Origin of the sequence: Nocardioides koreensis, from assembly GCF_039531775.1 — a bacterium.
Taxonomy (GTDB): Bacteria; Actinomycetota; Actinomycetes; order Propionibacteriales; family Nocardioidaceae; genus Nocardioides; species Nocardioides koreensis.
On sequence record NZ_BAAAQR010000007.1, the window covers coordinates 58,756 to 73,687 of the forward strand.

Below are 14,932 nucleotides of genomic sequence, written 5' to 3' on the forward strand. Positions count from 1 at the left end.
GGCGATGCGTCAGATCAGCGCGAGACCTTGCCGGCCTTGAGGCAGCCGGTGCACACGTTCATGCGCTTGGGGGTGCCGTTGACGGTCGCCCGCACGCGCTGGATGTTGGGGTTGAAGCGACGCTTCGTAATCTTGCGCGACCACGGTCGGTTGTTGCCGAAGCCGGGCTTCTTGGCGCAGATGTCGCAGACGGCAGCCACCGTGAACTCCTGGAAAATCGAGGTTTCAGAACTGAGGGCCCGACGAGCGGGCAACCGCATCAGAGTATCCGATGCCCCGGGCCGGGTGCGAATCGTGGGGGATCGGACCGCTTGTCGCGGACTGATCCACGTGTTCACCACCGGGCGGCACGGGCGGGACCATGGTGCCACGCCCTATCCTGTGGCCTTCACCCGGCGTGGAGCGCACCACGCCGACGCGAAGCGACGGGACACGAGGCACGGCGATGGAAGTTCCACACGGGGGCACGATCGGGCTCGCCGTCGTGCTGCGCTTCGTCGACATCGCCACCGACGCCCTCGCCGCGGCCCGCGAGGAGATCGACGCGCTCAACGTCTACCCGGTGCCCGACGGCGACACGGGCACCAACATGTTCCTCACCGTGTCCGCCGCCCGCGACGCGATGCGCGAGGCGACGGGGGGAGACCCGGACAGTGACCGGGGTACGGCGCTCGCCGCGTGCAGCCGTGGCGCGCTGCTCGGTGCCCGGGGCAACTCCGGCGTCATCCTGAGCGAGATGCTCGGCGCGATCTGCCACCGGATCGCCGCCTCCGCGCCCGGCGAGCGCAACGCCGTGGTCATGGCGGAGGCCCTCCAGCAGGCGGCCGACGCCAGCTACGCCGCGGTCGGCACCCCGGTGGAGGGGACCATGCTGACCGTCGCCCGCGCGGCCTCGGACGCCGCGAACGAGCGCGCCGCGGACCCCCGGGCCCGGGCCCGCGACGTGTTCACCGCCGCCGCGGCCGCGGCGCGTGAGGCCCTGGCCCACACCCCCGAGCAGCTGCCCGCCCTCCGCAACGCCGGCGTCGTCGATGCCGGCGGGCGCGGCGTGAGCGTGATCCTCGACGCCGCCGAGACGGTCCTCACCGGCCGCCGGCCGGCGCCGGTGACCTCGCCGTTCGGGCGGCACGCGATCCCGATCCCGCAACCGGCCGGACCGCAGGAGGGCGACCTCACCGAGGACGGGCCCTCCTACGAGGTGATGTACCTCCTCGACGCCGAGGACGACCACATCCCCACCTTGAAGAAGGCCCTGGCCGGCCTCGGCGACTCGCTCGTCGTGGTCGGCGGCGAGGGACTCTGGAACGTCCACGTGCACGTCGACGACGTCGGCGCCGCGATCGAGGCCGGGATCGACGCCGGCCGTCCGCACCGGGTGCGCGTCACCCACTTCGCCGAGCAGGTCGACCGGGCCCGGGAACAGGCCAGACGGCGCGCCAGCGAGCGCTCCGGGCGCCGGATCGTCACGGTCGCCGCCGGACCGGGGCTGGCCGCGCTCTTCGCCGAGGCCGGCGCGGTCGTGGTCGAGGCCGGCCCCGGCCGACGCCCCTCCACCGGACAGCTGCTGGAGGCGATCACCTCCTGCGGTGCCGCGGAGGTGGTCGTGCTCCCCAACGACGCGGACTCGGTGCGCGTCGCCCAGGTCGCCGCCCGTACGGCCGAGGGCGACCACGGGCTCCGGGTGGCCGTCATCCCGACCCAGGCCCAGGTCCAGGGGCTGGCCGCGCTGGCCGTCCACGAGCCCGGACGCACCTTCGACCAGGACGTGCTCGAGATGACCGCCACGGCCCGGCACGCCCGCCACGGAGCGGTCACGGTCGCTGCCCGCCAGGCGATCACGATGGCCGGTCCGTGCGAGCCGGGCGACGTGCTCGGCGTGGTCGCGGGCGACTTCGCCCTGGTCGGCGAGGACCTGTACGACGTCGCCACGGCCGTGCTGGACCGGCTCCTCGGCGGTGGTGGCGAGCTGGTCACGATCGTGGCCGGGTCGCTCGACGACGGCGCCCACGCGGCGGCGTACGCCGAGGTGCGCCCGGCCGACCTGGCGGCCCGCAGCGCCGCCTGGGTGGAGGAGCACCACCCCGCTGTCGACGTCGTGGTGTACGACGGTGGCCAGCAGCGCTACCAGCTGCTCATGTCAGTCGAGTGAGGGGAGAGGGATGATCAGCCTCGACTCGCCGATCGAGACCGTGCTGGGGGACAAGAAGGCCAAGCGCGACAAGATCGTCGACAAGCTCGGCCTGCGCACGGTCGGCGACCTCCTCGACCACCACCCGCGTCGCTACGTCAAGACCGGTGAGCTGACCCGGGTCGACGACCTCGAGGAGGGCCAGATGCTCACGCTGGTCGGCGAGATCGTGAGCAGCAGGGTCAACCAGTACAGCGACCGTCGCACCGGCCGCACGGCGTACCGCCTGGACACCGTGCTCAAGACCGACGGTCCGTCGCTGCGGATGTCGTTCTTCGCCAAGTCCCAGCGCGTCTCGGAGTGGAACGCCTCCCGCCTGCGCGTCGGCCGGCGCGGCATCTTCCTGGGCAAGGTCGGCAGCTTTCGCGGGGAGTGGCAGCTCACCAACCCCCAGATGGCGCTGTTCGGCACCGCCGAGGAGGACGCCGCGAAGATGTCGCTGGACACGATGGGCGAGTACTACCCGATCTACCCGCTCACCCAGGGGGTCGACTCCTGGGACCTCCAGCGCGCCATCACCTTCGCCCGCACCGTCCTCGACGACGTGCCCGAGCTGCTGCCGGAGGGTGTCCGCCGTGACTTCGGCCTCGTCGACGCCCGCACCGCCCTCGACTGGATCCACGCGCCCGCCGACCTCGGCCAGGTCTCGCGCGCCCAGCGTCGCTACCGCTTCGAGGAGGCTCTCGTCACCCAGCTGGTGCTGGCGCGTCGCCGCCGCGAGCTGCGCCGGCAGGGGGCGCAGGCGCGCACCGGCGGCGACGGCAGGCTGCTCGCCGCCTTCGACGCCCGGCTGCCCTTCGAGCTGACGCAGGGGCAGCGCGACGTCGGCGCGCAGGTCGACCACGACCTGGCCCAGCCCCACCCGATGAACCGGCTGCTCCAGGGCGAGGTCGGCTCGGGCAAGACCTTGGTCGCGCTCCGCGCCATGCTGCGCACCGTCGACTCCGGGGGGCAGGCCGCGCTGCTCGCCCCGACCGAGGTGCTCGCCCAGCAGCACCACCGCTCGATCACCGCCATGCTGGGGGACCTCGCCGCCGGCGGCATGCTCGGCGGCGCCGAGGAGGCCACCGAGGTCGTGCTGCTCACGGGCTCGATGACCCGGGCGCAGCGCACCGAGCCGCTGCTGCGGATCGCCAGCGGTGAGGCGGGCATCGTGATCGGCACCCATGCCCTGCTCGAGGAGAAGGTCTCCTTCGCCGACCTCGGCTTCGTGGTCGTCGACGAGCAGCACCGCTTCGGCGTGGAGCAGCGGGCGGCCCTGACGGACAAGGCGGGATCCCCGCCGCACGTCCTGGTGATGACCGCGACCCCGATCCCGCGCACGGTCGCGATGACCGTCTTCGGCGACCTGGAGACCTCCACGCTCACCGAGCTGCCCGCCGGCCGGGCACCCATCCAGACCAGTCTCGTGCCGCTCGCCGAGCGTCCGCAGTGGCTCGGCCGGGTCTGGGAACGCGTCCGCGAGGAGGTCGGCAAGGGGCACCAGGCCTACGTCGTGTGCCCGCGGATCACCGGTGACGAGCCCGAGCAGGGGGAGACCGACCAGCTCGACGTCGACGAGGAGGGCCAGGTCGTCGCCCCCGCCGGGTCGCTGAGCGCGGTGGAGGAGGTGGCGGCCGAGCTCGCCGAGGGGCCGCTGTCCGGACTGCGGGTCCGGGTGCTGCACGGCAAGCTGCCGCCCGACGAGAAGGACCGGACCATGCGGGCCTTCGCCGCGGGCGAGATCGACGTGCTCGTGTCCACGACCGTGATCGAGGTCGGTGTCGACGTCGCCAACGCGACCGCGATGGTGCTGCTCGACGCCGACCGGTTCGGCGTCTCCCAGCTGCACCAGCTGCGCGGTCGCGTGGGCCGCGGCGGCCTGCCGGGGCTGTGCCTGCTCGTCTCGCGCGCCGAGCCGGACACGGACGCCCGGGCACGGCTGGAGGCCGTGGCGGGCACGACCGACGGCTTCGAGCTCAGCCGTGTGGACCTCGAGCAGCGCCGGGAGGGGGACGTTCTCGGCAAATCGCAGTCAGGATTCCGTTCCAGCCTGCAGACTCTGCGGGTGCTCCGCGACGAGAAGACGATCGTCGAGGCCCGGTCGGCGGCCGACGCGCTCCTCGAGGCCGACCCCGGCCTCGGCTCCAGCCCGGGGCTCGCCGCCGCCGTGGCGGAGATGGAGCAGTCCCGGCACTCCGACTTCATGGAGAAGTCATGACCCGCATCATCGGCGGGTCCGCGGGGGGCCGCCGGATCACCACGCCCCGTGGGGCGAGCACCCGCCCCACCAGCGACCGGGTGCGCGAGGCGCTCTTCTCGGCCGTGGAGTCCTGGTGCGGGTCGCTGCACGGACTGCGCTTCCTCGACCTGTACGCCGGGTCCGGCGCGGTCGGCCTCGAGGCGTGGTCGCGCGGCGCGGGTGTCGTCACGCTCGTCGAGCAGGACCGCCGCACCGCGGCCCTGATCTCCTCCAACGCCCGCGCACTCGGGTTCGCCAGGGCCAACGTGCTGGCCGCCTCCGTGGCCGGCACCCTGCGCCGGCCCCCGGCCGCGCCGTACGACGTCGCGTTCCTGGACCCGCCCTACCCGCTGGCCGACGAGGCGGTGGCCGACGACCTGCACGCGCTCGTGGACCACGCGTGGCTGGTGCCGGGGGCCCTGGTGGTCGTCGAGCGCTCCTCGCGCAGCCCCGAGCCGGGCTGGCCCGGAAGCTTCACCGGCATCCGGGAGAAGCGCTACGGCGAGACCGTGCTTTGGTACGGTCACGCCGCGTCCACGCCAGCCCCCGAGGAGTAACCCGTGCGCCGAGCCGTCTGCCCCGGATCCTTCGACCCGGTCACCAACGGACACCTCGACATCATCTCCCGCGCCTCCGGCCTCTTCGACGAGGTCGTGGTCGCCGTCGGCGTCAACAAGTCCAAGAACCGGCTGTTCAGCCCCGAGGAGCGGATCGCGATGCTCCGCGAGGTCTGCGGCGACTTCCCCAACGTGACCGTCGACAGCTTCGACGGGCTGCTGACGACGTTCTGCGCCGAGCGGGGCATCCACGCCATCGTCAAGGGCCTGCGGGCGGTCAGCGACTTCGACTACGAGCTGCAGATGGCGCAGATGAACGCCTCGCTGGCCGACGTCGAGACCGTGTTCGTGCCCACCAGCCCCGAGTACTCCTTCCTGGCCTCGAGCCTGGTCAAGGAGGTCGCGACGTTCGGCGGCGACGTGTCCGGCCTGGTCCCGCCGATGGTGCACGAGCGGCTGCTGCAGCGCCTCGCGGAGAACGCCGGCTCCGGCGGCAGATGAGCGGACGGGGGGCGGTTTTGCTGTCCCGTGCCCCGGACGGTTAACATTCTTGGCGATCTGTCCTGTCCGGACCCGGAAGTGAATCCCCTGAGCAAACTGGACCCGAGAGCGCCGCTCGTGCTCGATACACGCGAGCTCGGCCGCCGCCCGGGGTCCCAGCGCGAGGTGACACGAACGGTGCCGGCACCGGCAGATCTGGGCATCGAAGTTCTCCGTGTCCCCGAAGGATCGCAGGTCGAGCTTGACCTGCGTCTGGAGGCGGTCATGGAGGGGGTCCTGGTCACGGGCACGGCACACGCCGGGCTCGAGGGCGAGTGCGTACGGTGCCTGGAACCGATCACCGACGAGCTCGAGGGTCAGTTCCAGGAGCTGTTCGTCTACGACGACCACGCCACCTCCGAGGAGGACGACGAGGCCAGCTTGCTCGAGGGCGACCTGCTCGACCTCGAGCCCCTGCTGCGGGACGCGGTGGTGCTCGCACTACCGTTCCAGCCGCTGTGCCAGGACGACTGTCCCGGACTGTGCCCCGAGTGCGGGGCCCGTCTGGCCGACGACCCCGACCATGGCCACGAGGCTGCGATCGACCCGCGCTGGGCGAAGCTGTCCGGGCTCGAGCAAGACCCCGAACAACCCGAGTAACACGTACGGCCGGACGTCCCGGTCCTGGTAGAGGAGAGAACAGTGGCTGTCCCGAAGCGGAAGATGTCGCGCAGCAACACGCGTCACCGTCGCTCGCAGTGGAAGGCCGTCGCGCCGTCCCTGGTGACGTGTGCGAACCCCGCCTGCGGTGCCAAGCACCTTCCGCACCGCGCGTGCGGCGAGTGTGGCCAGTACGGCGCCCGCGCCGACCGTCGTCAGGTCCTCTGATCACGATTCCGGTCCGCTGACCAACTACGGCGAGCTCCGAGCGGCGCTCGGGAACCCTGAGCTGGATCCCGAGCTGCTCGAGCGCGCCCTCACCCACCGGTCCTACGCCTACGAGAACGGCGGCCTGCCGACCAACGAGCGCCTGGAGTTCCTGGGCGACTCGGTGCTCGGCGTCGTCGTGACCGAGACGCTGTACCGGACACACCCCGACCTCTCCGAGGGTCGGCTGGCCAAGCTGCGCGCCGCGGTCGTCAACGCCCGCGCGCTCGCCGAGGTCGGCCGCCGCATCGGCCTCGGCGAGCACGTCAAGCTCGGCCGGGGCGAGGAGTCGACCGGGGGCCGGAACAAGGCCTCGATCCTCTCCGACACCGTCGAGGCCGTCCTCGGTGCCGTGCACCTGAGCGGCGGTTTCGCGGTCTCGGCCGAGGTCGTGCACCGCCTCTTCGACCCGCTCATCGAGGCCGCCTCGGCCCTCGGTGCGGGCCTGGACTGGAAGACCTCGCTGCAGGAGCTGTCCGCCGAGCACGGTCTCGGCGTCCCCGAGTACGTCATCGAGGACGACGGCCCCGACCACATGAAGACCTTCACCGCCCAGGTCCGGGTGGGCGACGGCCTCTACGGCAACGGCGTGGGCCGGTCGAAGAAGGAGGCCGAGCAGGCCGCCGCCGAGACGGCGTACGGCGAGATCGCCAACGACCTCGGGGTCGACGACCCGGCCGTGAAGGCCGCGCGCGGCGCCGCGGTCTCGGACTGACCCGCGGCTGGCACCGGTGCCGGAGCTGCCCGAGGTCGAGGTCGTGCGGGCCGGCCTCGAGCGCCACGTGCTCGGCGCCACCATCACCCGTGTCGACGTGCTGCACCCACGCCCGGTGCGCCGTGACGTGCGTGGCCCCGACGGCTTCGCGCTCGCGCTGACCGGACGCCGGATCGAGGCCGCGTGCCGGCGCGGCAAGTACCTCTGGCTGCCGCTCGACAACGGCGACGCCCTCCTCGGCCACCTCGGCATGAGCGGCCAGCTGCTGGTGCAGCCGTCCGACGCCCCCGACGAGCGCCACCTCCGGGTGCGGCTCGTCCTCGAGGGCCCGGACGAGGGCAACCCCTTCGACACGGCTCGTCCCTCGCCCACTCAGGACACGGAGCTGCGGTTCGTCGACCAGCGGATGTTCGGGGGGCTGTCGGTCTCGTCCGGGGGCGCGGAGCTGCCTCCCGAGATCGCCCACATCGCGCGCGACCCGCTGGACCCCGAGTTCGACGACGACGAGTTCGTACGCCGGGTACGACGGCGCACGTCGGGCATCAAGCGGCAGCTGCTCGACCAGAACCTCGTCTCCGGCGTGGGCAACATCTACGCCGACGAGGCGCTGTGGCGCTCCCGGCTGCACGGTGAGCGCCCGGGGGAGCGGCTCACCGCCCGGCAGGTGCACGAGCTGCTCGGGAACGCCCGCGCCGTCATGTCCGACGCGCTCGGCCAGGGCGGCACGTCGTTCGACGCGCTCTACGTCAACGTCAACGGCGAGTCGGGCTACTTCGACCGCTCGCTGCACGCGTACGGGCGGGAGGGTGAGCCGTGCGAGCGCTGCGGGACCCCGATCCGGCGGGTCTCGTTCATGAACCGGTCGTCGTACTTCTGCCCGACCTGCCAGCCCGTGCCGAGGCGTCGCCGCAGGTTGCCCCAGGCTTTGCCTGCCGTCGATTGACCGGGCGCGGATCCGGTGAGACTCTTGAAGACGGCCCGCCACCGCGGGTTTACCACCCACCCGGGAGGATTGTCCATGGCCAAGGCGCTGATCGGCTACATGAACAGCGACCTGCGGACCCCCGCGCGACTCGTGGCCGAGAACGACCGGCTGCGCACCCGCGTGGGTGAGCTGGAGACTCTGGTCCGCCGACTCTCCGAGGAGAACGACAAGCTGGCGGCCACCCAAGCCGCGATGCTCGACCTGGAGTCCGCGTCGATGCAGGAGATGCAGCCCGTCTGATCCCGGGCGCACCCTCGCAGTCCACGGCGTGACCGTGGACACGGTGGCTCGTTGAGCCGCCATGCGTCCCGTCGTCGCGCTCGCCTGCTCAGTCCTCGCACTCGGTGCCACCCTCGGTGTCGCCGACCCCGCCGCCGCCCACGGGGACCACACCGGTCCACGTCACGCGCAGTCGGCGCTCGCCGGTGAGTCGGGGAGCGCCCTGCTCTCCAGCCCGAACGTGACGCACCTGTCCGCGAACCCGTCCCAGGTCGGAATCTCCGGCTGCTTCATGCGGACGGCGCCGATCCTGGTGACCAGCGGCCTGGACTCGGTCCGGGTCTGGGACGTCTCGGACGCCGCGCATCCGCAGCTCACGGGCACGCTGCCGAGCGCGCAGTTCGAGAACGAGGCGATGAACTGCGGCGAGCGGAGGACGAAGCACGGCACCCGGCGGTTCGCGCTGATCGGTGTCGACTCCGTGCAGGCCTCGCCCGACGACATCCAGCACGCCAACGTCGGCGGCGGCGAGCTGGTCGTCGTCGACGTCACCGACCCCGCCGCGCCGCACGTCCTGTCGCGGGCGCCGGGGACCACCAGCACGCACACCGTGGCCTGCGTGGACCAGGCCGACTGCACCTACGTCTACTCCGCCGGCGAGGGCAGCCACTTCTCGATCTTCGACCTGCGCCGGCTCGGCCGCCCGCGCGAGGTGGACGCGCGGCCCGGGAAGGACGGGGTGCAGCCGTACTGGTCGCCGACCGCCGGCCACAAGTGGAACTTCGACGCCGCGGGCATCGGCACCCACACGGGGTGGAACGGCGCGTCCATGTGGCGCACCACGGACCCGACCCACCCCCGGCTGATCACCACCACCGGTCGCGCGGGCCGGGGCACCGACCCGCGCCACCCGGGCTGGAACGACTTCATCCTGCACAACTCGTTCCGCCCCCACGCGCGGGCCTTCAAGCCCGGCAGCTCGCCGTCCTTCGCCCACGGCAACGTCCTGCTCACCACCGAGGAGGACTACGAGCAGACCGACTGCACGCAGGCCGGCTCCTTCCAGACCTGGTGGGTCAAGCGTCTCGACGGCACCAGGTCCGCCATCGTCCCGCTGGACAAGGTCGAGCTCTCCGACCTCGGCGACTTCCCGCTGCCGCGGGGCGCCTTCTGCTCCTCGCACTGGTTCGACTTCCGTCCCGGGGGGATCGTCGCGGTCGGCTACTACGGCGGGGGCACCCAGTTCGTCGACGCCCGCGACCCGCGGCACCTGAAGTCCTACGGCTACGCGGTCTGGGGCGCCTCGGAGGTGTGGGACAGCATGTGGGTCCCCGTCTACGACGGCCACGGTCGGCAGACCGGTGCCAGGACCAACGTGGTCTACGCGATCGACCTGGTCCGCGGCCTCGACGTGTACGCCGTCGACGTGCCGGGCGACGGGGTGGGTGCGGTGCCGTCACCGTCCGCGGTGCCGGCGGGCACGGTGGCGGATCGGGCCCGCGAGGGCGTCGTACCCCTGGGCCTGGTCGGGTCCGCGATGGCGCTGACGGTCGCGCTGCGACGCCGCCGGCGCGACCCGTAATTCCCATGACGGGGCGGCCCCTCGACGGCTAGCGTTGCCTGCTTGTGAGCCGCCTCGTCGAGACCGTCGTACCCCAGCGCCTCGGCGCCGGCTTCCGCTGGCTGCTGGCCTCGTCGTGGGTGTCGAACCTCGGCGACGGGATCGCCATCGCGGCCGGCCCGCTGCTCGTCGCCTCCCTGACCCACGACGCGCTCCTGGTGGCGCTCGCGGCGCTGCTGCAGTGGCTGCCCCCGCTGCTCTTCGGCCTGTACGCCGGGGCGCTGGCCGACCGGCTCGACCGCCGGCTGATCGTGGTCACCGTCGACCTGCTGCGGGCGGCCGTCCTGGTCCTGCTGGCGCTCTCGGTGGTCAGCGGAACGGTGTCCATCGGGCTCGTGCTGGTGGCGATGTTCCTCCTGGGCACGGCGGAGGTGTTCGCGGACAACACCTCGAGCACGCTGCTGCCGATGCTCGTGCGGCGCGAGGACCTCGCGGTGGGCAACGCCCGGCTCCAGACCGGCTTCATCACGGTCAACCAGCTGGCCGGGCCGCCGATCGGTGCGGCGCTCTTCGCGGCGGGGACGGCCCTGCCCTTCGTGACCCAGGCGGTCCTCGTCGCACTCGGGGCCGTGCTCGTCTCCCGGATCGTGCTGCCGGCCCACGGCCGCGACCGCAGCACCGAGAGCCACGTCCGCCAGGACATCGCCGAGGGGTTCCGCTGGGTGCTGCACCACGCCGCGGTCAGGACCCTGGTGCTCACCATCTTCGTCTTCAACATCACCTTCGGCGCCGCCTGGTCGGTGCTGGTCCTCTACGCGACCCGCCACCTCGGCATGGGGGCGATCGGCTTCGGCCTGCTCACGACCGTCTCGGCCGTGGGCGGCCTGATCGGCACCATGTCCTACGGCTGGATCACCCGGCGGGTCAGGCTGGGCGACCTGATGCGGATCGGGCTGCTGATCGAGACGTTGACGCACCTGGCGCTGGCGCTGACCACCCGGCCCTGGGTGGCGATGGTGATCTTCTTCGTCTTCGGCGCGCACGCGTTCATCTGGGGCACCACCTCGATCACGGTGCGCCAGCGGGCGGTGCCCTCCGAGCTCCAGGGCCGGGTCGGCGGGGTCAACCTGGTCGGCGTCTTCGGCGGGCTGGTCGTGGGGTCGGGCATCGGCGGCCTGCTGGCCCAGCACTGGGGAGTGACGGCGCCGTTCTGGTTCGCGTTCGCGGGCTCGGCCCTCTTCGTGGTGCTGATCTGGGGACAGCTGTCCCACATCGCGCACGCCGACGAGGAGCCGGCGCCGGCACCGGCCTGAGTCGCGCCGCGGCTCGCCCTGGTCGGCCGCTGACCGGCGGAAACGACGGAGATTCCCGGAACCGGGGGAGGGGGCCGGTAGTGTGAGCGACGCTGAGCTTCCCCACGGCGTGCTGCGATGAGGCAGCTCTCGTTCAGTGCCCCGTGACGGGCCGACGGACAGACCGTCGCCCCGACGATGCTGAGGAGCCGCGTTGTACCTGAAGAGCCTGACCCTGAAGGGGTTCAAGTCCTTCGCCTCCTCGACCACCCTGGCGCTCGAGCCCGGCATCACCTGCATCGTCGGGCCCAACGGCTCGGGCAAGTCCAACGTGGTCGATGCGCTCGCCTGGGTGATGGGCGAGGCCAGCGCCAAGTCGCTGCGCGGCGGCAAGATGGACGACGTCATCTTCGCCGGCACCTCCGGCCGCCCGCCCCTGGGCCGGGCCGAGGTGCTGCTGACCATCGACAACTCCGACGGGGCGCTCCCGATCGAGTACGCCGAGGTCACCATCAGCCGCACCATGTTCCGCAGCGGCGGGTCGGAGTACGCCATCAACGGCAGCTCCTGCCGGCTGCTCGACGTCCAGGAGCTGCTCTCCGACTCGGGCATCGGCCGCGAGATGCACGTGATCGTCGGGCAGGGCCAGCTCGACACGATCCTGCACGCGACCCCCGAGGACCGGCGCGGCTTCATCGAGGAGGCCGCGGGCGTCCTGAAGCACCGCAAGCGCAAGGAGAAGGCGCTCCGCAAGCTCGACTCCACCGAGGGCAACCTGAACCGGCTCGCCGACCTGCTCAACGAGATCCGGCGCCAGCTCAAGCCGCTGGGCCGTCAGGCCGAGGTGGCGCGCAAGGCCGCCGCGGTGCAGGCCGACGTCCGGGACGCCCGGGCCCGCCTGATGGCCGACGACCTGGTCGCGGCCCGCACCTCGCTCGAGCAGGAGCTCGCCGACGAGTCGGTGCTGCTCGAGCGCCGCACGCAGGTCGAAGCCGCGATCACCGCCGCACGCGAGACCGAGGCCGCGCTCGAGGCCGCGCTGCGCGAGGACCTGCCGGCGCTGTCGGCGGCCCAGGAGACCTGGTTCTCCCTGTCCGGGCTGCGCGAGCGGCTGCGCGGCACCCAGTCGCTGGCCGCCGAGCGGGTGCGCAACGCGACCGGCACCGCCGAGTCCGACGACACCCGGTCGGGGCGCGACCCCGACCAGCTCGAGGCCGAGGCCGAGCGGGCGCGCGAGCAGGAGCAGCGGATCGCCGCCGAGGTCGACGGCCACCGCACCGCCCTCGAGCAGGCCGTCACGGCCCGCAAGGCCGCCGAGGACGCCGCCGCCGAGGAGGAGCGCCGGATCGCCGGGCTCCAGCGTGCGGCCGCCGACCGGCGCGAGGGGTTGGCCCGGCTGCACGGCCAGGTCAACGCCCTGAAGTCCCGCGCCGCCGCCGCCGACGACGAGCTGGGCCGGCTCACCCTGGCCCGCGAGGACGCCCTGGCCCGCGCCGAGCGGGCCCAGCGCGACTTCACCGCGCTGGAGACCCGGGTCGCCGGGCTCGACGCCGGCGAGGAGGGGCTCGACGCCGAGCACGAGGCCGCGAGCGCCCTGCTCGACGACATCGAGGAGCGGCTGGCCAAGGCGCGTGACGAGGCGCAGCAGGCCGACCGCGACCGGACCGGGCTGCTGGCCCGCAAGGACGCCCTCGAGATGGGGCTCAACCGCAAGGACGGGGCCGGCGCCCTGCTGGCGGCCTCCGACTCGGTCTCCGGACTGCTGGGCTCGGTGGCCGCGCTGCTCTCGGTCCGTCCGGGCTTCGAGGCGGCCGTGGCCGGCGCCCTCGGCTCGGCCGCCGACGCGGTGGCGGTCGCCGACGCCGATGCCGCGGTCCGCGCGATCGGGCTGCTCAAGGACGACGACCTCGGCCGGGCCGGCCTGCTGCTGGGCGCCGAGGCGGGCGCCCACGACCGGGCGTGGCCCGGACTGCCCGACCACGCGTCGTACGCCGTGGACGTGGTGGAGTGCCCCGAGGCGCTGCGGCCCGGCCTGGCCCGGCTGCTGTTCAAGGTGGCCGTGGTCGACGACCTCGCCGCCGCCCGGAGCCTGGTCGCCGACCTGCCCGACGTCACCGCCGTCACCCGCGAGGGAGACGTCCTCGGGGCCCACTTCGCCTCCGGCGGCTCCTCGAGCCAGCCGAGCCTGATCGAGATCCAGGCGGCCGTGGACGAGGCCGCCGACCAGCTCGCCGAGGCGGTCGCCGCCTCCGAGCGGCTGGCGTTCGACATGTCGCGCCTGGAGAGCGAGCGGCTCGAGGCCCAGAAGCGGGCCGACGTGGCGCTGGCCAAGCTGCACGAGTCGGACGCGACCCTGGCCGCGGTGGCCGAGGAGCTGGGCCAGTACGGCTCCCAGGCTCGCGCCGCCCGCGGCGAGGCCGAGCGGCTGGCGCAGGCCATCGAGAAGGCCGAGGCCGCGCGGGACCAGGCGCTGGCCGGGCTCGCCGAGCTGGAGGCCCGGCTGACCCGTGCGGAGGAGGCACCCGAGGAGGAGCCCGACACCTCCGGCCGGGAACGTCTCGCCACGGAGGCGCGCGACGCCCGGCAGGGGGAGATGGACGCGCGGCTGGCGCTGCGAACCTCCGAGGAGCGTGCCCGCGCCCTGCACGGCCGGGCCGACTCGCTGGTGCGGGCGGCCCGCGCGGAGCGCGAGGCCCGCGCCCGGGCCGCGGAGCGTCGCGAGCGCCTGGTGCGGGAGGGGCGCGCCGCCGAGGCGGTCGGCGCCGCCGTGGCCTACGTGCTGGGCCGCCTGGAGGTCTCGGTGCACCGGGCCGCCGAGGCCCGCGCCGCCGTCGAGCAGGCCCGGCAGGGTCGGGAGCAGCAGCTGCTGAGCGTCCGCGCCAGCCTGCGCGACCTCGGCCGCGAGCACGACGAGCTGGTCAGCTCCGTGCACCGCGACGAGATGGCCCGGACCCAGCAGCGGATGCGCATCGAGCAGCTCGAGGAGCGCGCTCTCGAGGAGCTCGGCCTCGACCCGGACGGCCTGGTCGCCGACTACGGACCCGACCAGCTCATCCCGGTCCAGCCCGGCCCCGACGCGGCCGAGGACGAGACCGCGGAGCAGCCCGAGCCGGTCCCGTTCGTGCGCGAGGAGCAGCAGAAGCGGCTGCGGGCCGCCGAGCGCGCGCTGGCGATGCTCGGGAAGGTCAACCCGCTGGCGCTCGAGGAGTTCTCCGCGATGGAGGAGCGGCACAAGTTCCTGACCGAGCAGCTCGAGGACCTCAAGAAGACCCGCAAGGACCTCCTCGACATCGTGAAGGAGGTCGACACCCGGGTCGAGCAGGTCTTCACCGAGGCCTACGCCGACGTGAGCAGGGCCTTCGACTCGACGTTCGCCCGCCTCTTCCCGGGCGGCGAGGGTCGGCTGGTCCTCACCGACCCCCACGACATGCTGGCCACCGGCGTCGAGGTCGAGGCCCGCCCGCCCGGCAAGAAGGTCAAGCGGCTCTCGCTGCTGTCCGGAGGCGAGCGGTCCCTGGTGGCCGTGGCGTTCCTGGTCGCGCTGTTCAAGGCCCGGCCCTCGCCGTTCTACATCCTCGACGAGGTCGAGGCCGCGCTCGACGACACCAACCTCGGCCGCCTCCTCGAGATCTACGAGGAGCTGCGGGAGAACTCCCAGCTGCTGGTGATCACCCACCAGAAGCGGACCATGGAGGTCGGCGACGCCCTGTACGGCGTGACCATGCGCGGTGACGGGGTCTCGGCGGTCATCAGCCAGCGGCTGCGGGAGGCCGAGCCGGCCTGACCG

The 14,932-nt window shown here is 73.1% G+C and carries 13 protein-coding genes; 12 read left to right on the plus strand and 1 reads right to left on the minus strand.

What is annotated here, in order from left to right; all coding sequences use genetic code 11:
• Nucleotides 1-14 precede the first annotated feature (14 nt).
• The gene (gene rpmB / locus ABD268_RS12495; RefSeq protein WP_056885645.1) at nucleotides 15-200 is read right to left on the minus strand and encodes a 50S ribosomal protein L28; all 186 of its coding nucleotides are present in this window, start codon (nucleotides 198-200) and stop codon (nucleotides 15-17) included.
• A 245-nt stretch (nucleotides 201-445) separates the two neighbouring features.
• On the opposite strand from rpmB, the gene ABD268_RS12500 reads away from it, so the two are divergent.
• The 12 genes from ABD268_RS12500 to smc all read left to right on the plus strand — a co-directional run bounded on the left by ABD268_RS12500 (nucleotide 446) and on the right by smc (nucleotide 14,929).
• Complete coding sequence (locus ABD268_RS12500) at nucleotides 446-2,149, plus strand: DAK2 domain-containing protein (RefSeq protein WP_344152323.1); 1,704 nt, start codon at nucleotides 446-448, stop codon at nucleotides 2,147-2,149.
• 10 nt (nucleotides 2,150-2,159) lie between these two features.
• Entirely contained in the window at nucleotides 2,160-4,388 is a 2,229-nt protein-coding gene (locus ABD268_RS12505; protein ID WP_344152326.1) for an ATP-dependent DNA helicase RecG, read from the plus strand.
• On the plus strand, nucleotides 4,385-4,966 hold the full coding sequence (gene rsmD, locus ABD268_RS12510; RefSeq protein ID WP_344152328.1) for a 16S rRNA (guanine(966)-N(2))-methyltransferase RsmD: 582 nt from the start codon (nucleotides 4,385-4,387) through the stop codon (nucleotides 4,964-4,966). The genes ABD268_RS12505 and rsmD overlap by 4 nt, the downstream gene beginning before the upstream one ends.
• Before the next feature lie 3 nt (nucleotides 4,967-4,969).
• Complete coding sequence (gene coaD, locus ABD268_RS12515) at nucleotides 4,970-5,467, plus strand: pantetheine-phosphate adenylyltransferase (RefSeq protein ID WP_344152331.1); 498 nt, start codon at nucleotides 4,970-4,972, stop codon at nucleotides 5,465-5,467.
• 264 nt (nucleotides 5,468-5,731) lie between these two features.
• A complete protein-coding gene (locus ABD268_RS12520; protein WP_344152334.1) occupies nucleotides 5,732-6,106 on the plus strand; it encodes a YceD family protein in 375 nt (124 codons plus the stop codon).
• A gap of 42 nt (nucleotides 6,107-6,148) precedes the next feature.
• Nucleotides 6,149-6,334, plus strand: a complete 186-nt coding sequence (rpmF, locus tag ABD268_RS12525; protein ID WP_135080093.1) for a 50S ribosomal protein L32 — start codon at nucleotides 6,149-6,151, stop codon at nucleotides 6,332-6,334.
• Nucleotides 6,255-7,088 (plus strand): ribonuclease III, encoded by an 834-nt coding sequence (gene rnc, locus ABD268_RS12530; RefSeq protein WP_344152337.1) that lies wholly within the window; start codon nucleotides 6,255-6,257, stop codon nucleotides 7,086-7,088. Before rpmF ends, rnc begins: the two co-directional genes overlap by 80 nt.
• Before the next feature lie 16 nt (nucleotides 7,089-7,104).
• Nucleotides 7,105-8,031 carry a bifunctional DNA-formamidopyrimidine glycosylase/DNA-(apurinic or apyrimidinic site) lyase gene (gene mutM / locus ABD268_RS12535; protein WP_344152340.1) on the plus strand — a complete coding sequence of 309 codons (927 nt, stop codon included), beginning with the start codon at nucleotides 7,105-7,107 and terminating at the stop codon, nucleotides 8,029-8,031.
• Between the two features lie 75 nt (nucleotides 8,032-8,106).
• A complete protein-coding gene (locus ABD268_RS12540; protein ID WP_344152343.1) occupies nucleotides 8,107-8,313 on the plus strand; it encodes a hypothetical protein in 207 nt (68 codons plus the stop codon).
• Between the two features lie 61 nt (nucleotides 8,314-8,374).
• On the plus strand, nucleotides 8,375-9,874 hold the full coding sequence (locus ABD268_RS12545; protein ID WP_344152346.1) for an LVIVD repeat-containing protein: 1,500 nt from the start codon (nucleotides 8,375-8,377) through the stop codon (nucleotides 9,872-9,874).
• 44 nt (nucleotides 9,875-9,918) lie between these two features.
• Entirely contained in the window at nucleotides 9,919-11,166 is a 1,248-nt protein-coding gene (locus ABD268_RS12550; RefSeq protein WP_344152349.1) for an MFS transporter, read from the plus strand.
• 193 nt (nucleotides 11,167-11,359) lie between these two features.
• Nucleotides 11,360-14,929 (plus strand): chromosome segregation protein SMC, encoded by a 3,570-nt coding sequence (gene smc, locus ABD268_RS12555; protein WP_344152352.1) that lies wholly within the window; start codon nucleotides 11,360-11,362, stop codon nucleotides 14,927-14,929.
• The last annotated feature ends 3 nt before the right edge of the window (nucleotides 14,930-14,932 follow it).